Raw genomic sequence first — 17,774 nt, forward strand, 5'->3', positions numbered from 1 at the left:
CATACGCACCTACCTGAAAGGACACAGTAAAATAGATGACGGTAAAGCGCGGACCTTCCAGCCGTTTGTGGAAGTGAACTGGCTGCACAACACGCATGATTTTGGTACGAAGATGGACGGGGTGAGCGTGTATCAGGACGGGGCGCGCAATCTCGGAGAAATCAAAACCGGCGTGGAAGGCAAGCTGAACGACCACCTGAATCTGTGGGGTAACGTGGGCGTCCAGGTCGGTGACAAAGGCTACAGCGACTCATCTGCGATGGTAGGGATGAAATACAGCTTCTAGGTCATAAAGTCATGGCAGGCCTCAGGAAGAGGCTTGCCATTGTTTCATACAGGTTTTGTCAGCCGGAGCCTGTCAAATTTCTGGCGGCAGTGAGGTTACTTTGCTGCCCGCCAACTGAACCTGAACGTCATGTTCAGCATCTGATAAATTGCGCAAACTTCAGAGGCATCAGCCCCGTTATCGTCGTGATTGTCGCGATCATCCGGGACTTTTTGCTGTTATGGCGAGTCGTTACAGCCGGTATCTTTATGTCTGGCCCAGTCGACCATGCCCTGAAAGTCAACAATGACCACCGACTCATCCCCGACGACCCAGGCATCGTGCCCTGGAGGGATGCGTGACAGATCGCCGGGGCGGCAATCAAATTCACTGCCATCGTCCATTTTTACCCGCAGCACCCCGGCTACGTGGTATTGAAAATGCGGGGCTTCACAACTCTTTGTTCCCGCTATCGACTGGATCGATGTCGCCCATCGCCAGCCGGGCTCCAGCACCGCACGTCCGACGATGGCTCCGCCGATATTGAGAAGTTCCAGTCGTCCATTCGCAAACTCGCGAACCTCATCGGGTATATCGAATGATTTCACATCTGCTTTGTCCATTGCGCACCTCCTTAGCTTGATTACGCACATGGCCGCTCTTCAATTATATCAGCCTGGTTGTTTGTTGTTCGGTTTCGCCATGGGGAATTCTGCAACAGGACCTACCCGTAGACCGGGTTTAAGCCGTGCCCGGATTAGCGTAAAATGTCCGCTTTCTGCCGCAACGCTACTGGCTAACTCAACCAAGTGAATTTTTGATGAAAAATAATCCGACGCTCTCCCTGATGTGTTTTCAGATGCTGGAATCTGGCGCGAGTCGCCGTACGGTGAAAAGGGCTCTGACATCCCGCCGTGTCAAGGGACGTCAGGCTGTGGTGCTGCTCTGCAAGCAAGAGATGGCGCTGCTGAGAAGCGGGAAATTGCGCGTGTCAGAAAACGGGTAATCCCAGCCCACATTTCACTTCCCTTACTGTTTTCTGCGTGACGTCATGCGCCCGCTCGCTCCCTTTTTGCAATAGCGCCATCAACATACCTTTATCCTGGATGTAGGTCGCACGGCGCTCTCGCATGGGGGCAATAAGCTCTTGTAAGCACACCTCCAGCTCATTTTTACACGTTTTATCCCCCAGCCCACCTTGCTGGTAGTTCGCTTTCATTTCCGCAACTTTTGCTTTGTTCGGGTGAAAAGCATCCAGATACGTGAACACCATATTGCCATCTATCCGCCCCGGATCGGTCACTTTCAAATGGTGAGGATCGGTGTACATGGCGCTGACCGCGCGATGAATGGTCTCTTCGCTGGCAGAAAGAAGCAACGTGTTACCGAGCGATTTAGACATTTTGGCGTTGCCGTCGATCCCCGGCAGGCGGGTGGTTTCGCTCAACATCGCTTTACAATGCTGTAAAATGGGAGTCGGTAATAAGCTATTCATCTTATGTACGATTTCGTTAGTCTGCTCGATCATCGGTAATTGATCGTCGCCGACGGGGACAACGCTGGCTTTGAAGGCCGTAATATCTGCCGCCTGGCTGATCGGGTAAACCAGGAAACCAACCGGTAGAGAGCGGGTGAACCCTTTTTGCATAATTTCATTTTTTACCGTTGGGTTACGCTCCACGCGCGCCACGGTAACAATGTTCATATAAAGCGCAGTCAGTTCAGCAAGCGCCGGTAAAGCAGACTGCAAGCAAATTGTCGTGAGTGAAGGATCAATCCCCGCGGCAAGATAATCGGCGAGCACTTCGGGGATGTTATTGCGGATCTTTTGCGGATTGCTGCCGTTATCGGTAAGCCCCTGAAGATCCGCGACCAGCACAAACTGTTGATAATCACGTTGCAGGGCAACACGCTGGCGTAGCGAGCCAACAAAGTGGCCGAGATGTAATGGGCCGGTTGGGCGATCGCCAGTAAGAATAATGGTTTTGTTGTTCATGTCAGACTCCTTAGTCATCAAACCGAAAGGGGTCTTTCAAATGCAAGTAACCGCCTTTCGGCGGTTATTTAAAATGGAGAAAACACATTCTGGCCGCCTTTAAGAAGGCTGCCACCACAGGTTGTTATTAACGCTGTTTACATCGTGTTTTGTATTCATTTAATGAACATATCATGGTGTGATGAAGAGGTAAAGCCATGCACGCTGCGAGCTGATTGGCGTGACAACCGTTGTTATCGCGCGTTCTCACGCAACTGTACTTTACCTGTCAGATACGTTGTGGCTTGCCCACCAATATGGACACGATCGCCCACTAACTTGCAGCGTAAATCCCCGCCGCGCTCGGACACCTGGCGTGCCAGCATCTGTGTTTTGTTCAGTTTCTCAGCCCAGTATGGAATGAGCATGCTATGTGCCGAACCTGTGACAGGGTCTTCCGCAACGGCCTCGCCTGGGCAGAAGAAACGACTGACAAAATCATATTCCCCATCGCCTGGCGCCGTAATGCAGACCATTTTTCCCAGCGGAAGCATGGCGTGAATATCCGGGTGTACTGCTGCAATCTGCTGCTGATTCTCCATAACGACCATGTAATCACGTGCCACGCGGACTTCTTTGTATTCCGTGATACCCAGCGTTTCCAATAGTAAAGGCGGCGGTATAACCGATTCGGTATTCCAGGCGGGGAAATCAAGCGTCAGCCATTCGCCACTGCGGGTCACGGTCAGCGGGCCAACAAATCGGGTTTCGAAGTGAATTGTGGTGTCCGGGTAGTCAAGATGTTCAAAGATGACGTGTGCAGCAGCCAGTGTGGCATGCCCGCATAAATTGATTTCACCCTGAGTGGTAAACCAACGTAGCTCAAAGCCGCTATCGGTGGTGACAAAGAAGGCGGTTTCTGACTGGTTATGTTGCTGAGACATTTTTAATAATATCTCATCGGGCAACCATTCTGTAAGAGGACACACTGCGGCGGCATTGCCACCAAAAGTGGTGTCGGTAAAGGCATCTATCATGTAAAAATCAATGTGCTTCATCGTATAGTCCTCTTGTTGTTCTCCGGTCATCTCACGCTCTACCATGCCATGACAACGTGCAATTTCGTATTGGTTTATGCTCTTGCAGGCAATAACATATCGCGATATGCCCGCGTTTAGCTCGCTTGCAGCATACCGAAGCTCACAATTCGTGACCGGCCCAACTCTTTGGCGCGATACAGGGCCACGTCAGCGGCGCGCAGCAGGTTGTCGCTTTGGGCGTGCTGTGGGTAGCTGGCAACGCCAATAGACACGTCGATATGGCTGATGTCCGACGTCCCAAAGCGCAGCGTAAGCGCATGCACACCGTTGTAGATCTCCGTCGCCATGCGGTTAGACTCTTCTTCACCCATGCCGCTGAGCAGGACCAAAAACTCTTCACCACCGTAGCGGAACGCCATCCCACTGTCGCGTATGGCGCGCTGAATAATCGCGGCAACGCCCTTGATAACGCCATCGCCCGCCTCGTGGCCGAACCGGTCGTTGACATCTTTGAAGTGATCAATATCAATCATCAGGCAACTGATGGGTGTCTGATTATGTATCGCCTGGCCCATCTGGGTTCGCAAAGTGTCTTCCAGATGATGGCGATTGCGCAGACCGGTCAGCGGGTCGTAGAGTGCTTTTTCCAGTAACGCATCGCGCAGACGCTGATTGGCTAATGCCAGACCGAGCGCTTCTGCCATCAGTTCCAGATACGCGCGGGAAGGCGCGGTATCATCGCTGAGGTTCTGAAATGAGAGCAGGCCGATAGCTTCACCCTGAGCAATCAACGGCACACACAACGTGTGATCCTGACATGACTCTGGCAGATGGTAGCAGGCGATGTCCGGCTCGCCGTGGACCGGGGGATGACTCTGCCCGCGACGCACGGCCCAGCATTCGTCCGGGTGGAAGGCATCGGCTTTTCCCTGCGGAGAAAGCCACTCAGCGACGCAGCGCATCTGCCACGGTTCCCGATCGAGAATGTAGAGCCGTCCGACGACGCCGGGAGCAATATTCGGCGCGAACAGTTGTGCAACATTGATAACGTCAGCGAAGTTCTCACAGCCCTGTAAGCGCTGAGTCATCCGTGCCAGCAGTTCGCGTATCGCCCAGTCGGCGTCACGCTCTTTCTCCAGCCGCTGCCGTACCAGGCCATTCTCGCGAAAAATGCGGATGGCCTGTGCCATATCGCCGATTTCATCAATCTGGTTAAAGTTAGGTGTTTCAACCGCGTAATCCTGCGAGGCGAGTCGATGAACGACGTCGCTCAGTCGCACGACGGGGCGCAGCACCCGACGTTTTAAAATAAAGCCGAGGACAAACAAAAACAGCAGTGCCGTCAGTCCGACCATCACTTCGGACAGCGTGCGCAGTGTACGGGACGTCTGCGTGGCGTCCTCAATGGCGTTGCGGGCGCGGCTGTCGAGCATCTGGCGGAAATGGTCTATTTTATCCTGCGTCCGTTCGAGCTCCTGCTCATAGGATTTACCGAAGAGCAGGGCGATAGCCTGCGCCTGCTCTCCGCGCGCGACGCTTTCGATCGCCGTCTGTTGTTCGTTCTGTAGCGCATCAACAATTTGCAATCCCTCGTGCAGGAGCGCCAATTCTTCCCCTGATGCACCGGTATCCTTCAGTTTCGTCAATCGGTGCTCAACGGCTTTCAGCGAGGTCTCTTTCTGTTGGTAGGCTTGCAACGCATCAGGATCTTTACTGACCACATACAGGCGCGCCAGATCGGACAGTGACCAGGCGTCAATTTCAACTTCTTCGGTCAGTTGATCGAATACATACCGCTGTTCGACCGCCTGTCGTTCGGTGTTATCGGCGCTTGACGCCATTAGCATGACCACGCCGGAGGCGAGGGTCAGGCATACCGTCGCACTGTAGGCCCAGTTGGTGATTGTGGCTATTCGCACCTGTTTATTCCTTTTGCGACGAGTAATGAATGTGCATGATTGAAATTATAGAAAACGTATGATTTTGCGTGACAATAAAAAGGCGACCCCGTGGTCGCCCTTTATTATCGTCATACCGTTATAAATCTGGAGGATTTTTTCCTTCTTCCATAAAGTCTTTATCGATCTCCTCCACGTTGCCCTCGTGATCGCGCCCGGATAACAGATTCCAGCAGGCAAGGAACAGTGCCGCGATCAATGGGCCAATGACAAACCCGTTAATACCGTAAATCTCCATCCCGCCGAGGGTGGAAATCAAAATTAGATAATCGGGCATCTTGGTGTCTTTGCCCACCAGCAATGGGCGCAAAATATTGTCTACCAGCCCGACGATAATGACGAAGAATCCGACGATAAACAGTCCTTGCCATAACTGCTGTGTGGCAAAGAGGAAAATTGCCGCGGGCACCCAGACAATGGCTGAACCCACCGCAGGCACCAGTGAGAGAAACGCCATTAATGCGCCCCACAGAACGCTGCCGTCGATGTCCACAATGGCAAAAGCAATGCCACCGAGTGTGCCCTGAACCACCGCGACCACCGCTGTGCCTTTTACCGTGGCACGGGTGACACCGACAAATTTGGCAAACAGGTGCTGTTTAGCGAAATCGGTCAGCGGTAAAGAATCCAGAATCTGACGCACCAGGTACGGCCCGTCCTTGAGCAGGAAAAACAGCAAATACAGCATGATGCCAAAGCTGATGGCAAAGCCGAATGTCCCTTTGCCAATCAGGAATGCACTGCCGGCGAGGTACTGCCCGCCCTGTAATGCAACATCGGAGAGCTTTTGCCGAATTTGTGCCACGTTATCCAGATGGTGGTCCGCAAGGAATCCTCTGACCCAGTCAGGGAGATACGACAGAATCGCGGTGACGACTTCCGGGAACTGCGTGTCGTTCTGTTGCAGCTTGCTGTACACCACGTTCAGTTCGATAGCCAGTGATGACAGGATCACCATCAGGGGAATAAAGACAATCAGGCAGATAATGCCAATGGTGATAAGTGACGCCAGCCCGTTGCGATCGCCCAGCGCGCTGCGCAGTTTGTTTTTCACCGGATTAAAAATAGTGGTTAATATCGCGGCCCACAGAATGGCGGAAAAGTAAGGGGACAGCACATCAAAGAACGCCCACGTCACGAGGGCGAGAATGAAAATGAAAAAACCTTTGGTCAGTCCGTTATAACGCATTAGTGGATCCTGTAAATAAGAAGCAGTCCCGACTATAGAACTGTTCAGCGGATTTACCAACCTGCAACTGTCGGCGTGCCAGGACACGCTGAGCGAAATGGACGCGAGTCTACCGAGGTTTATTCATGTCCGGTGTTTACTCGTTTACCAATATCTTTGAGCTGAGAATACTTTTCCAGCAACTGCGGAGCATCATCCAGGCTCATGGCAAACATCCACATATAGGTCATCACAGAGTAAATGTGACCCGCATCAGCCCCGCCGCCGAGCGTCATGATGAGGATCGTCATGCCAAATAACAGAGCGACTACAATGCCAATGGACAAGTAACCCAGCGCCTCACGGTCGGACAGACAAATACGCAGCCGGGACAACAGGCGGTAATGTTTGCCGAGCGGGGAGGCGGCGGCGCTATTGACCATGGCTATCTCTTTTTCGAGTCGATTATTTAATCGCAGGAAAAGCGCTTCGTTTTTGCGCGTATAGCTGCTCAGGAACAGTGAAAAAAAACCAAGAATGACAAGGCAGGCCACACCCGTCCACAACTCTATAACCAGCAGCATGATGGCAGCCCCCAGAATAGAGGCGATCGAGGTGATCAGCGCAGGCAGATGCTTTTCAAAAAAATCGACGAACTCGCGGGAAAGCGCGACCCGTGCTGCAATGGTCGAGGTATTTTGATTGTCCCGACGTTGAGCGAGAATGACGGGAACCGCCAACTCAGCATAGATCCGGGTAAATGTACGGGTATCAACACTCCGACGAGCCGCCCCAATGGCCCACATAATAAACACCACAACGGCATAAAAAACCGCATGTAAGGCGTTACCCGCAATAATTGCATTGATGGCAAAGCCGGCCATTAGCGGATACAGCAGATACGTCAGGTTCTCGGCAACGACGAGAAGAAATGTGACCAGGAGTTTTTTACGGTGGCGGCGGGCCAGAGACTTAAGCGTGCCAACTGCACTGTATAAGGATGTGGATTTATCGTGACTCTTAAGGCTTATCATTATCTGTGATTCTGTTAAAATTAATAATTGAGCGGTTGCTCAATTATTGCAGATCGAGTGTATTTGAGCGGTTGCTCAAAGTCAATGCGGGGTGAGTTGGTGAAAAAAAAGACAGAAGAGTTGAGAGTACGAATTCTGGATGGCGCAGTGGCGCTGTTTATCGAAAAAGGGATAGAGAAGGTGACGACTCGGGAATTGACGGAACACCTCGGCCTTTCTCGCAGCCATATCTATCACTACTTTAAGGACTGGCAGTCACTGTGCCTTGCCGCGCTGGAACGATTTATGCAACAAGAGCTGGACGATTTAACCGAATCGTTAGCCGGGCGCGAACCTCACGAAAAGTTAAGCGTATTGATCAAATACTACCTTCCTGAAGGTCCGGATGCCGTCTGGCAGCTTTATGACTCTTTATGGCGTCTGGCGAGCCATGACGCCGCTTACGCAGAGCTTGCAGAGCGCAATATGAATTGCTGGATGGAAATGATAGCCGACATTATTCGTGAAGGTGTGGGGTTGAAAGCGTTCCGGGCGCTGGATGCCGAACGTGTTACACGCCAGTTCGTTGCCATGCTTAACGGGTACTCAGAGAACCTGATTATTCATCCTTCACCTGAGAAATGTCAGTTGGCCAGCGATGATCTCCACGACTTTATCAGGCAGATGTTGTAAAGCTGCATAGTTCGTGCGTAGCCAATGTTCAGAAAGGCGAAAAAGGACAGAGCTGATACACCGCTACCATCACGGAGATGCTCAATAATACGCTGATGATAAAGTAGGTTTTGAATGGCTGTTTTTGTGTTTTGTGGCGAAAGAGCTGTTGACCTGCTATCGCGCCGGGCCATCCACCGATAACGCCAAACATCAGTAATGTGGATTCTGGCACTCTGCGCCAGGCTTTTCGCGCCGCCATTTTGTCCAGGCCGTAAATCACCAGCGTCAGTACGTTGGCGAGCAGTAACCATATAATAAAGGGATGAGATGTAAACAGGCTGCCGATCGCGGCGAGGATCAGCAGCAAATAACAACCGCGATTGAGATTCATAGTATTCGCCACAGCCATTTCCAGAGAGTATCGACCCTGCATTGTACGCAATACCCACGGCGAGCAGAACCCCTGTCGGAAGCCGTAACCATAACCTGTTACTCATAAACCTTACTGGAATAATGTTCTATTCTAAAATTTGTCTTTTTAATACCAGACTTGTGCGCAAGGACGCTCACAAATAAAAATACGCGATGCCAATTGACTTACATCAATCTTTAGTCCTATTTTTACTACTCCTTTAGAGATAAATACGCATCCCTCTTTAAGGGGTTGTTACAGATATGGACAGAGATGATAGAGGGTTATTGCTAAGAGGAGAGGCTTGATGAGTGGGGAAATTGAAAAGTTAATGACTGGGAAGGTGTGAATGTCTACATTAATATATTATAAACCGATTTTTATTATATATCGTAATATATTGTCAGTGCTTAAAATTAAAGTGAGCATAGTGTAATGCAGATTCACTTTTATGTATTCAATGCCACCATATTTTCCTTTAAATATCACTGTGTCTTCTCATCGTTATTCTGATTTCCCACTTGTCATGATAACTTTCATATGAAGTAAATGCGCTAAATAGATGCTGCTTTTAACATTTAACGAACAAATTTCAAGGCGTTTTCAGCCGTTGACTTGAATTTACCAGGCGGTCATATTTCAACACGCGAAATATCACTACCGCCCGTGGACGCGGTGCAACGGATTTAACGAACTGGAAACCAAAGAATGAAAAAAGTACTCATCGCTAGCCTGACCTTAGTCGCAATGACCACCGCACCAGCGCACGCCATCAACGCACAGTACCGTGCCCAGTTGGAGCGTTCCGGCTGCAACGAGATGAATGCTGGCAAGGGGTGCGACATCCACAAAACAAAGGCAGAGAATGCAAAAAACGCCGTGAAGCATACACCTAACTCGGTAAATGAATCCAACGTGCCGCAGTACGTTAAAGAGGCTGAGAATATTATCAACCTCAAAGGGATCGCCGCAGAAGAATATTTGATAGAGCGTGGCTGGCGTCAGCAGGCAGATGGCGACTGGGAAAAAGGCGTTCACCTGATGCGCGTCATTGAGGATAAAAAAGGATTTGTGGCAAATGCCCAGATCATCAAGTAATAAAAGACCCCACACCGGGGGCCAGCCTTCGGCTGTTCAAATTCGTTCCTGACGAATTTATCACACAATTACTGACTTTATGAAATTCGAATTATTTTGGATATAGGGGGGATGTTCTTCAGAAATATGTAGTTTATCGCCATGGATAAAGAAAAGCTTTTTAAAGCATAAAATACGTGGCGGTATGATTGGGTGAGCTGTAAATAAAAACATTGACGATATACACAAAGGGTAAATGTAATGAAAGCAAAATTAATTATGGTGTTGCTTTGTTTGTCTGTGGTGGGTAATGCTAACGCTATTAGCGCCTCATACCGTAGCCAGCTTGAGAAATCAGGTTGCACACAAGTTACTGATGGTAACGGCACATGTGATATTCATAAAAGTAAACGCGAAAACATGAAACACCATCACGCGGAATTAGCCCCCGCTGAACGCACTATAGATCAGGCTGTAGCCGGTAAAAAATTGAGTGAGGTTGTTCCCCTACTGGTTGCTAATGGCTGGAAACAGGATGATAACGCACCTTTAGAATTTGTCTCAAAAGAAGGTGTACGGATGATTTTAGACGTTAATCAGTCTAATGATCAGGTACAGGGCGTAAATTTAAAATAATGAATAATCCTATTTTTATACTGTGGGCGGTAGTCTGTTTAGTAGGTTACATCATAACACTTCATCTTTATCGAGTTGATCAATGAAAACTATTTTTAAAATTCTGATAGTTTCTGCGGTTTGTGGTTCCCTCTATGGCTGTGTGGTACCTCTTGCAAATGATGATTATCAGGGAGCTGGCCACCATCATCATAAAAACAATAAGGGTTATAATGAAGAAGCAGGAAATCATAGCCATTATGTGACTCGAGACGGATTCACTCTGCCGCCTTGTGATGAAATCCCCGATGCCTCCCAGGCAGATAATGGCAACCGTTGCTGGTTCGAATGATAAACGATACGCAACTGACAGCGTTGTCGTGTTAGCGCATTGATAGTGCTCGCGTTCAATACTTCAAGGGAGGCGATACGTCTCCCTTTATCATCTTATATATTAAAGGGTTATCATTTCCTTCCCTTATTTACAAGGATGCGCTACTCTCACGAATGCGTTCGCAACCAAAATGGTTCGGGTCTGTATGCGTGCTTATTAAAGGCTACTAAAAATGAAAAAAACAATCCCAGAATATACGCCAGTTGACTTATCTTGTTGGGCAAGGAAGGAGCATTTTGAGGTATTTCAGACCTTTGCACAAAGCACATTTAACCAAACAGTTCTCTTAGACATTACCGCGCTGTTAAAACATATAAAAGAGGTTGGCTGGAAATTTTATCCTACTATTATTTTCCTGCTCTCTAAAGTCGTAAACAGACATACAGAGTTTCGTATGGCGATAAAGGACAATGAGCTTGTCATATGGAATGAAGTTCATCCAAGTTATACGATTTTCCATAATGAAACGGAGACCTTTTCATCATTATGGAGTCACTACGATGGCAATATTCATCACTTTCAACATGTTTATGCAGAAGACATGGCACGCTATGGTAATAACCTTTCTTACTGGCCTAAGGGAGAGTCGCTGGAAAATATATTTTTCGTGTCGGCCATTCCTTGGGTAAGTTTTACCAGCTTCAATATCAACGTTGCCAACATGCAGAACTTTTTTTCCCCCATGTTCACTATTGGGAAATACTACAACCAGGATGGAAAAGTAATGTTACCCCTCGCCGTTCAGGTACATCATTCCGTGTGCGATGGTTTTCATGTGGCAAGATTGATCAATGAGTTACAAGAGATTAGCGATAACATATTGCACCATTCAGAAGAACGCAATGCTTGATGTGCCAGACGATCTCTTATTACCAGCAAGGATAGCAGTCATGTCTGCTAAGAGTACATAACCTCCCGCTACAGGGCAGCTTGAACGTAAAGCCGCCCTTTATTTTGCCTGTGATGAAGCAACAATGTTACTCAGTCATGCCGTGGTTAATGCGCGTTAACGGTTCATTGACATTAAAGATTTTGAATTGCACGTTTTGCACACCCAGCGGCTTCAGACGGGCTGTATGCTTTTTAACATATGCCAGCGCAGTTTCTTCGTCCTGGAACAGGTAGATGCCGCCGGCTTCCTGGGTTGCTTCGTTTTCTGTCCAGATTTTCCAGATAAAGCCAGGCTCCTGGTTAATGGATTCTGCCAGGTCGACAAGCTGGCGTGACATCTCTTCGCCAAACGGGCCCTGAAAATCAAAGTGCAACTGCAATAGTGTGTTTGACATAATTCCTCCATGGATAACGCTGATGCGGGTAAGTCAGTATCTTATTTTTAATTTATTGCACAATAAACGGCAAAAGATCGCTGATTCGCCAGTCGGTTGAAAATTCGTTATGATCCGCTCCCGTACTTTATCATGGCTGCCTGATGTCTACTCTCTTTGATACCTTTATTGCTCCGCCGTGCCATGACGAGATAGAGGTCCTCTATCAGGACGACCATCTGCTTCTTATCAATAAACCCACCGGTTTGCTAAGCCTGTCGGGAAAAAATCCGCAAAATATCGACTCGGTACATCACCGGCTGGTTCAGATTTATCCCGGCTGCACGCTGGTGCATCGGCTTGATTTTGGTACCTCCGGGCTGATGGTAATTGCCCGCAATAAGGCGATCAATGCCGCGCTGTGTCAGCAATTCAGTCAGCGCGCCGTCACCAAGGTGTATAGCGCCTTGCTCTGTGGGCATCTGAGCGAGGATGACGGGGTGATTGACGCGGCTATTGCCAAAGATCCAGCGCTGTTTCCGCTAATGTCGATATGCGCCATCAGCGGCAAACCCGCGCGCTCCCGCTATCGGGTCGTCGAGCGCTTGATTCATCCGCTGGAAGACGGGACGATGCTGCCGCTAACGCGGGTACAGCTTTTCCCTGAAACCGGTCGCACCCATCAGTTGCGGATTCACTGTCAACATCTGGGGTATGCCATTTGGGGCTGCGATCTGTATGGTGGTCGTCTGTTACCGGGTACAGAACGGACGCCGCGACTGATGCTGCACGCCAGCGAGCTGCATTTTAAGCATCCCGTCAGCGGAGATGCGATCCACGTCCACAATGCCAGTCCGTTCTGAATAGGGCGGAGATAATAGCCGCCGGGTGGCGGCTATTGCGGGGCGTTATCGCGCTGCGCGTTGCAAAATAATGGCGGAAGGCTGGCGTTGCAGATAGCGCATGCGCAGCATCATCAAAATTGCGGCAGAGGTCAGACCGATAATAAAGCCGATCCAGAAGCCTGCTGGACCCATGCGATCAACCACCAGGTCGGTCAGTGCGAGGATATATCCGCTCGGTAAACCCAGCACCCAGTAGGCGATAAAGGTGATAAAGAAAATGGAGCGCGTATCTTTATAACCACGCAGGATCCCACTGCCAATCACCTGAATCGAGTCCGATATCTGATACACGGCGGCCAGTAACATGAGCTGGGCAGCCAGCGTCACCACTTCAGGATTATTGTTGTAGAGCAGGGCGATGTGCTCACGCAGGGTCACGGTGAACACTGCGGTTAACATCGCCATGCATACACCGACGCCTAACCCGGTTCTGGCAGCGGTTTGGGCGTCAAGCGTTGATCCCTGGCCCAGACGATAACCGACACGAATTGTCACGGCGGCAGCCAGCGACATCGGCAGAACGAACATAAGCGAGCTAAAGTTCAGCGCGATTTGGTGTCCGGCCACGTCCACAATCCCCAGCGGGGAAACCAGCAATGCCACTACGGCGAACAACGTGACTTCAAAGAATAACGCCAGCGCAATCGGTAAGCCCAGTTGGATCAGACGCTTCATCACCGCGGTATCGGGTTTCTGGAAACCGCGGAGGTTGCGAATATCACGCATTGAGCGCGCACGTTTAACGTAGGACAACATGGCGAGAAACATCACCCAGTACACCGCTGCAGTGGCTACGCCGCAGCCTACGCCGCCGAGTTCCGGCATGCCAAAATGTCCGTAGATGAAAATGTAGTTAACCGGGATGTTCACCAACAGGCCGAGAAACCCCATCACCATCGCGGGTTTGGTTTTGGCCAGACCTTCGCACTGGTTACGAGCCACCTGGAAGAATAAATAGCCTGGCGCCCCCCACAACAGCGCGCGCAGGTAGCCGACGGCTTTATCGGCCAACGCCGGATCGATGTTGTGCATAGAGCGGATAATGTATCCCGCATTCCATAGCACTACCATAATGAGTACGGATACGCTGCCCGCCAGCCAGAAACCCTGGCGTATTTGATGGGCAATGCGGTCGCGGCGACCAGAGCCATTAAGTTGCGCAATGACCGGCGTTAGCGCCAGCAGGAGTCCGTGACCAAATAAGATGGCCGGAAGCCAGATGGAAGTCCCGATAGCGACGGCAGCCATGTCCGTCGCGCTGTATCCGCCTGCCATGACGGTATCGACGAACCCCATTGCGGTTTGGGCGATTTGCGCAAGAATCACCGGAATTGCCAGAGCTAATAACTGACGCGCTTCAACTACATACTTTTGCACGTTTACACCATGATATTGTTGTTATTTGAGAGACTAAAAAAGCCGCCTGAGAGGGCAGCAAGAAGAAAATACAGGGGAAATTGCAGTCTATTGTAGCGAGGAATACGTAATTCTCCAGTGAAAAAACAGGTGGGGGCGGTGCATTGCTGGCAACCGCAATTTTCACCTGCTATTGTGCACAACAGATATGTCTTAATTACGTTCAGGAGTTAGAGGTATGTTTACGGGTATTGTGCAGGGCACCGCGAAACTGGTGTCTATTGATGAGAAACCAAATTTTCGTACGCATGTAGTGGAGTTACCTGAATACATGCTGGATGGCCTGGAGACGGGTGCATCGGTAGCACACAATGGTTGTTGTCTGACGGTGACCGACATTAACGGCAATCACATCAGCTTTGACCTGATGAAAGAAACGCTGCGTATTACCAACCTGGGCGAGCTTAAAGTGGGCGATCGGGTCAACGTAGAGCGCGCGGCAAAATTCAGCGATGAGATCGGCGGGCATTTAATGTCAGGCCATATTATGACTACCGCTGAGATATCAAAAATTCTGACCTCAGAAAATAATCGTCAGATCTGGTTTAAGGTGCAGGATGCGTCGTTGATGAAATATATCCTGTACAAAGGATTTATCGGCATTGATGGTATCAGCCTGACGGTTGGCGAAGTAACACCGACGCGTTTTTGCGTGCATTTGATCCCGGAAACGCTGGAGCGTACGACGCTGGGTAAGAAAAAACTGGGGGCTCGGGTCAACATCGAAATCGACCCACAAACGCAGGCGGTCGTGGATACCGTTGAGCGCGTGCTGGCGGCAAAAGAAAGTGCAGTAAATCACGTCACCGGCGAAGTCTAAGCCGGCGCGTTTCCAGGCCCCCGTTGAAGGCGGGGGCGAGAATGACTAGCGTGGAACGCGCAGACCGTGTTCTACGCCACGTGAGAACACCACCTGCCAGAGCTGAATATCACGGGCGCGAAATGCGCCGGCACAGGCGTTGAGGTAGTAGCTGAACATACGTTTAAAGCGTTCGGTGTAGCGATCGGTGATTTCAGGCCAGGTTGCCATAAAGCGCGTATGCCAGGCCATCAGCGTAGTGTCATAATCCGCGCCAAAATTATGCCAGTCTTCCATCACAAAGTACGGCTCGCTGGCGTTGGCAATCTGGCGCACGGACGGCAAGCAACCATTCGGGAAAATATACTTATTGATCCACGGATCGACGTTATTGTCGGTTTTTCTGGATCCAATGCTGTGGAGCAAAAACAGACCCTCTGGTTTTAAATTGCGATCGACAACATCAAAATAGGTGTTGTAGTTTTTTGGACCCACATGCTCAAACATGCCAACGGAGACAATGCGGTCGAAACGATCGTGCAGTTCGCGGTAATCCTCAAGTAAAATAGTGACATCCAGCCCTTCACACCGCGTTTGCGCCAGTTTCTGCTGTTCGGCAGAAATGGTCACCCCCACGACGCTGACGCCGTAATGGGCGGCCATAAACTGGGACAAGCCTCCCCAGCCGCAGCCAATGTCCAGCACGCGCATCCCCGGTTTGAGCTGTAATTTTTCGGCGATCATTTTGAGTTTCGCCTGTTGGGCTGACTCCAGGGTTGTGGCGTCCTTCCAGTAGGCGCAGGAATATTGCATATAGGGGTCAAGCATGCGGGTGAAGAGATCGTTGCCTAAATCGTAGTGTTCTTTTCCGACAACCCACGCGCGTTTTTTATTCTGTAAATTGAACAGGCGCGCGGCGGCGATTCGCAGCGTGTCTTTAAAGTGGCGGGGGAGTTGGCCTTCAAGGCCGGCACGTAAAACCTGAGTAAAAAACATGTCCAGCCGATCGCATTCCCACCAGCCATCCATATAACTTTCACCTAAACCCAGCGAACCTTCCTGTAAAACGCGCTTGTAAAAATCGGGGTTGTTAACGCGAATATCTGCCGGTGCAGTGCCATTAATGGTAATGCCCGCACGGCTTAATAATTCACTGGTGATTCGATACCAGTCATCATCCGGGATGCTGACGTCTTCTATACACGATGAACTCATAGCTTCTCCATCACAGGTCGGTGATCAGAACCTTAAAACAGCGTAGACGCTTTTTTGGGCTTTGTGAGAAATCTCACGGAATGAATCCGCGAATCTGTTTTCCGACGTAGAACAGAGGAAGGGAGAACCCCTTACCGAAAAGGCCATCCGTGGTTAAGCGGGAACATGCGTGTTCCCGTTAACACATAAAAATTATCGTTTTTGTAACAACTGGAAATCAGTATAGACCTGAATTTTTGTGGGTTCAATCGATAATTGTTAGCGGGCTAATTAAATGCCCGCAACCGTTATTAGTGCGACTCTCCGTGGGCAATTTGCGCACGGTCATCTGTTTGCGGGGCGTCAATTTTCTGTGATTGCATTTTGTAACCCACGGCCGCCAGCAGTACCGTTGACAGCATGACGCTGGTGGTGGTGAATAGCGGCGTGCTGATCAACCACGACACAACCAGACTTGCCAGGAAGCATAAGCCCAGTTGCAGTGTATTCTGCAGCGCTGCGGCACGTCCTGTTGCCTGTGGGAAGGGACGCAAAGCCTGAGCAACGACAATCGGATAGATAGCACCGTTCGCTATTGCCATCACGCAGAATGGGATCAGGATTTCGGCCAGCGCAACGTGGTGAATAAAGCCGACCGCCCAGGTGGCGATGACGCTCACGGCATACAGGATGAGCAGCCACGGCAGTAATTGACGGCCTTCCCATTTTTGCAGGGCGGCACGACAGCCGTATCCGCCTATCAAAAAGGCGATGGTTTGCGGCACATAGCTCAGGCCAATGACGGCCGGGCTATAGCCCATTTCGCTCAGGATAAACGGTGAGCCGGTCAGCCACGCGAAAAAGCTCGCGGAACAGGCGGCATAAATCAGCACGTTGCCGCGGTAGGTTCTGGAGCGCAAAAGGGTGGCAAAGGTGAGCTTATCCTGGCTATCGTCACGCGCCTTAGCCGTGGGCTTCAGGCGCAGAGCCGGCAGCATCAGGATCAGCGTGATGGCAAACAGAGTGGCAAAGATAGCCTGCCAGGAAAAATGCACCAGGATCCAGCTACCTAACAATGGCGCTAACGCAGGGGATAATCCGACCAGCGGCATAATCGTCGCAAAGATACGGTTCACTTTTTGTGAGGGATAATAATCGGCAACCAGCGCCTGCCAGATAACCGACGCCGCACAGACACCCACAGCCTGGATAAAGCGCAGCACCAGCAAGCCGGTGGCGTTTTCGACCCAAAGCATGCCAAGACTGCTCAGCGCGAAGATGGAGAGGCCTAATAGCAAAATAGGCTTGCGGCCATAATGGTCGGAGAGTGGCCCCCATAAAAGTTGCGCGATGGCAAAGCCCGCCAAAAACAGGCTAAGGCTGGCGCTGACGGCTGATGCTGGGGTTTGCAAATCGGACTGAATAGCCGCAAATGCTGGCAAATACATATCCGTTGCCAGAAAACCGAGCACGCTAAGACCTGCCAGCCAGACTAAAAACCCTTTTCCAGGTTGCATCATTATTTCTCTTTATAAGCAATAGAACAGTGCCGCTGAGTGTAGTGAGTGAAATTCTTGCTGTGAAACGCTAATATTTGCTTATT

At 50.3% G+C, this 17,774-nt stretch carries 20 protein-coding genes; 9 read left to right on the plus strand and 11 right to left on the minus strand.

What is annotated here, in order from left to right; translation table 11 throughout:
- Positions 1–286: autotransporter outer membrane beta-barrel domain-containing protein (locus tag QNN86_RS15330; RefSeq protein ID WP_414211560.1), on the plus strand; the 286-nt coding region annotated here is incomplete at its 5' end.
- A 218-nt stretch (positions 287–504) separates the two neighbouring features.
- On the opposite strand, the gene QNN86_RS15335 is transcribed toward QNN86_RS15330, so the two are convergent.
- Positions 505–888 carry a cupin domain-containing protein gene (locus QNN86_RS15335; protein ID WP_096757175.1) on the minus strand — a complete coding sequence of 128 codons (384 nt, stop codon included), beginning with the start codon at positions 886–888 and terminating at the stop codon, positions 505–507.
- Between the two features lie 197 nt (positions 889–1,085).
- On the opposite strand from QNN86_RS15335, the gene QNN86_RS15340 reads away from it, so the two are divergent.
- A complete protein-coding gene (locus QNN86_RS15340) occupies positions 1,086–1,271 on the plus strand; it encodes a hypothetical protein (protein WP_115258589.1) in 186 nt (61 codons plus the stop codon).
- On the opposite strand, the gene trpS is transcribed toward QNN86_RS15340, so the two are convergent.
- The 5 genes from trpS to QNN86_RS15365 form a co-directional block, all read right to left on the minus strand.
- Positions 1,257–2,261 carry a tryptophan--tRNA ligase gene (gene trpS, locus QNN86_RS15345; protein WP_182269888.1) on the minus strand — a complete coding sequence of 335 codons (1,005 nt, stop codon included), beginning with the start codon at positions 2,259–2,261 and terminating at the stop codon, positions 1,257–1,259. The two genes, QNN86_RS15340 and trpS, sit on opposite strands and share 15 nt — an antisense overlap.
- 233 nt (positions 2,262–2,494) lie before the next feature.
- Positions 2,495–3,298, minus strand: a complete 804-nt coding sequence (locus QNN86_RS15350) for a PhzF family phenazine biosynthesis protein (RefSeq protein ID WP_414211563.1) — start codon at positions 3,296–3,298, stop codon at positions 2,495–2,497.
- A 116-nt stretch (positions 3,299–3,414) separates the two neighbouring features.
- The gene (locus tag QNN86_RS15355; protein ID WP_414211565.1) at positions 3,415–5,199 is read right to left on the minus strand and encodes a diguanylate cyclase; all 1,785 of its coding nucleotides are present in this window, start codon (positions 5,197–5,199) and stop codon (positions 3,415–3,417) included.
- 118 nt (positions 5,200–5,317) lie between these two features.
- Positions 5,318–6,427, minus strand: a complete 1,110-nt coding sequence (locus QNN86_RS15360; RefSeq protein ID WP_414211567.1) for an AI-2E family transporter — start codon at positions 6,425–6,427, stop codon at positions 5,318–5,320.
- 119 nt (positions 6,428–6,546) lie between these two features.
- The gene (locus tag QNN86_RS15365) at positions 6,547–7,440 is read right to left on the minus strand and encodes an ABC transporter six-transmembrane domain-containing protein (RefSeq protein WP_170972986.1); all 894 of its coding nucleotides are present in this window, start codon (positions 7,438–7,440) and stop codon (positions 6,547–6,549) included.
- A 99-nt stretch (positions 7,441–7,539) separates the two neighbouring features.
- On the opposite strand from QNN86_RS15365, the gene QNN86_RS15370 reads away from it, so the two are divergent.
- Positions 7,540–8,112, plus strand: a complete 573-nt coding sequence (locus QNN86_RS15370) for a TetR/AcrR family transcriptional regulator (protein WP_096757170.1) — start codon at positions 7,540–7,542, stop codon at positions 8,110–8,112.
- A gap of 28 nt (positions 8,113–8,140) precedes the next feature.
- Here the strand turns inward: QNN86_RS15370 and QNN86_RS15375 are convergent, their stop codons facing one another.
- Positions 8,141–8,485 (minus strand): DUF1294 domain-containing protein, encoded by a 345-nt coding sequence (locus tag QNN86_RS15375; protein WP_182269885.1) that lies wholly within the window; start codon positions 8,483–8,485, stop codon positions 8,141–8,143.
- 729 nt (positions 8,486–9,214) lie between these two features.
- On the opposite strand from QNN86_RS15375, the gene QNN86_RS15380 reads away from it, so the two are divergent.
- The 4 genes from QNN86_RS15380 (at position 9,215) to catA (ending at position 11,442) form a co-directional block, all read left to right on the plus strand.
- Positions 9,215–9,604, plus strand: coding sequence for a hypothetical protein (locus QNN86_RS15380; RefSeq protein WP_414211570.1), 390 nt, complete (start codon positions 9,215–9,217; stop codon positions 9,602–9,604).
- 240 nt (positions 9,605–9,844) lie between these two features.
- Entirely contained in the window at positions 9,845–10,219 is a 375-nt protein-coding gene (locus QNN86_RS15385) for a hypothetical protein (RefSeq protein ID WP_174360825.1), read from the plus strand.
- 82 nt (positions 10,220–10,301) lie between these two features.
- Entirely contained in the window at positions 10,302–10,550 is a 249-nt protein-coding gene (locus QNN86_RS15390) for a hypothetical protein (RefSeq protein ID WP_137400071.1), read from the plus strand.
- A gap of 214 nt (positions 10,551–10,764) precedes the next feature.
- On the plus strand, positions 10,765–11,442 hold the full coding sequence (catA, locus tag QNN86_RS15395; protein WP_174360826.1) for a type A chloramphenicol O-acetyltransferase: 678 nt from the start codon (positions 10,765–10,767) through the stop codon (positions 11,440–11,442).
- 127 nt (positions 11,443–11,569) lie between these two features.
- Here catA and QNN86_RS15400 read toward each other — a convergent pair whose 3' ends face one another.
- A complete protein-coding gene (locus tag QNN86_RS15400) occupies positions 11,570–11,878 on the minus strand; it encodes a monooxygenase (RefSeq protein ID WP_137400073.1) in 309 nt (102 codons plus the stop codon).
- 143 nt (positions 11,879–12,021) lie between these two features.
- Between QNN86_RS15400 and QNN86_RS15405 the strand changes: the two genes are divergently transcribed.
- Entirely contained in the window at positions 12,022–12,720 is a 699-nt protein-coding gene (locus tag QNN86_RS15405; RefSeq protein WP_414211573.1) for an RluA family pseudouridine synthase, read from the plus strand.
- Positions 12,721–12,765: 45 nt separating this feature from the next.
- Here QNN86_RS15405 and mdtK read toward each other — a convergent pair whose 3' ends face one another.
- Positions 12,766–14,139 carry an MdtK family multidrug efflux MATE transporter gene (gene mdtK, locus QNN86_RS15410; RefSeq protein ID WP_279276892.1) on the minus strand — a complete coding sequence of 458 codons (1,374 nt, stop codon included), beginning with the start codon at positions 14,137–14,139 and terminating at the stop codon, positions 12,766–12,768.
- A 217-nt stretch (positions 14,140–14,356) separates the two neighbouring features.
- Between mdtK and QNN86_RS15415 the strand changes: the two genes are divergently transcribed.
- The gene (locus tag QNN86_RS15415) at positions 14,357–14,998 is read left to right on the plus strand and encodes a riboflavin synthase subunit alpha (protein WP_096757165.1); all 642 of its coding nucleotides are present in this window, start codon (positions 14,357–14,359) and stop codon (positions 14,996–14,998) included.
- Positions 14,999–15,043: 45 nt separating this feature from the next.
- On the opposite strand, the gene cfa is transcribed toward QNN86_RS15415, so the two are convergent.
- Positions 15,044–16,192 (minus strand): cyclopropane fatty acyl phospholipid synthase, encoded by a 1,149-nt coding sequence (cfa, locus tag QNN86_RS15420; RefSeq protein ID WP_414211576.1) that lies wholly within the window; start codon positions 16,190–16,192, stop codon positions 15,044–15,046.
- Positions 16,193–16,482: 290 nt separating this feature from the next.
- The gene (gene punC / locus QNN86_RS15425) at positions 16,483–17,688 is read right to left on the minus strand and encodes a purine nucleoside transporter PunC (protein WP_279278113.1); all 1,206 of its coding nucleotides are present in this window, start codon (positions 17,686–17,688) and stop codon (positions 16,483–16,485) included.
- Between the last annotated feature and the right edge of the window lie 86 nt (positions 17,689–17,774).

This window comes from Citrobacter sp. C348 (genome assembly GCF_047467975.1).
Taxonomy (GTDB): domain Bacteria; phylum Pseudomonadota; class Gammaproteobacteria; order Enterobacterales; family Enterobacteriaceae; genus Citrobacter; species Citrobacter gillenii.

What these genes read in the sequence shown, in the direction of transcription:
- QNN86_RS15335 (WP_096757175.1), bottom strand. Translation starts at nt 888, where the DNA reads ATGGACAAAGCAGATGTGAAATCATTCGATATACCCGATGAGGTTCGC.
- QNN86_RS15340 (WP_115258589.1), top strand. Translation starts at nt 1,086, where the DNA reads ATGAAAAATAATCCGACGCTCTCCCTGATGTGTTTTCAGATGCTGGAA.
- trpS (WP_182269888.1), bottom strand. Translation starts at nt 2,261, where the DNA reads ATGAACAACAAAACCATTATTCTTACTGGCGATCGCCCAACCGGCCCA.
- QNN86_RS15350 (WP_414211563.1), bottom strand. Translation starts at nt 3,298, where the DNA reads ATGAAGCACATTGATTTTTACATGATAGATGCCTTTACCGACACCACT.
- QNN86_RS15360 (WP_414211567.1), bottom strand. Translation starts at nt 6,427, where the DNA reads ATGCGTTATAACGGACTGACCAAAGGTTTTTTCATTTTCATTCTCGCC.
- QNN86_RS15365 (WP_170972986.1), bottom strand. Translation starts at nt 7,440, where the DNA reads ATGATAAGCCTTAAGAGTCACGATAAATCCACATCCTTATACAGTGCA.
- QNN86_RS15375 (WP_182269885.1), bottom strand. Translation starts at nt 8,485, where the DNA reads ATGAATCTCAATCGCGGTTGTTATTTGCTGCTGATCCTCGCCGCGATC.
- QNN86_RS15380 (WP_414211570.1), top strand. Translation starts at nt 9,215, where the DNA reads ATGAAAAAAGTACTCATCGCTAGCCTGACCTTAGTCGCAATGACCACC.
- QNN86_RS15385 (WP_174360825.1), top strand. Translation starts at nt 9,845, where the DNA reads ATGAAAGCAAAATTAATTATGGTGTTGCTTTGTTTGTCTGTGGTGGGT.
- QNN86_RS15390 (WP_137400071.1), top strand. Translation starts at nt 10,302, where the DNA reads ATGAAAACTATTTTTAAAATTCTGATAGTTTCTGCGGTTTGTGGTTCC.
- catA (WP_174360826.1), top strand. Translation starts at nt 10,765, where the DNA reads ATGAAAAAAACAATCCCAGAATATACGCCAGTTGACTTATCTTGTTGG.
- QNN86_RS15400 (WP_137400073.1), bottom strand. Translation starts at nt 11,878, where the DNA reads ATGTCAAACACACTATTGCAGTTGCACTTTGATTTTCAGGGCCCGTTT.
- QNN86_RS15405 (WP_414211573.1), top strand. Translation starts at nt 12,022, where the DNA reads ATGTCTACTCTCTTTGATACCTTTATTGCTCCGCCGTGCCATGACGAG.
- QNN86_RS15415 (WP_096757165.1), top strand. Translation starts at nt 14,357, where the DNA reads ATGTTTACGGGTATTGTGCAGGGCACCGCGAAACTGGTGTCTATTGAT.
- cfa (WP_414211576.1), bottom strand. Translation starts at nt 16,192, where the DNA reads ATGAGTTCATCGTGTATAGAAGACGTCAGCATCCCGGATGATGACTGG.
- punC (WP_279278113.1), bottom strand. Translation starts at nt 17,688, where the DNA reads ATGCAACCTGGAAAAGGGTTTTTAGTCTGGCTGGCAGGTCTTAGCGTG.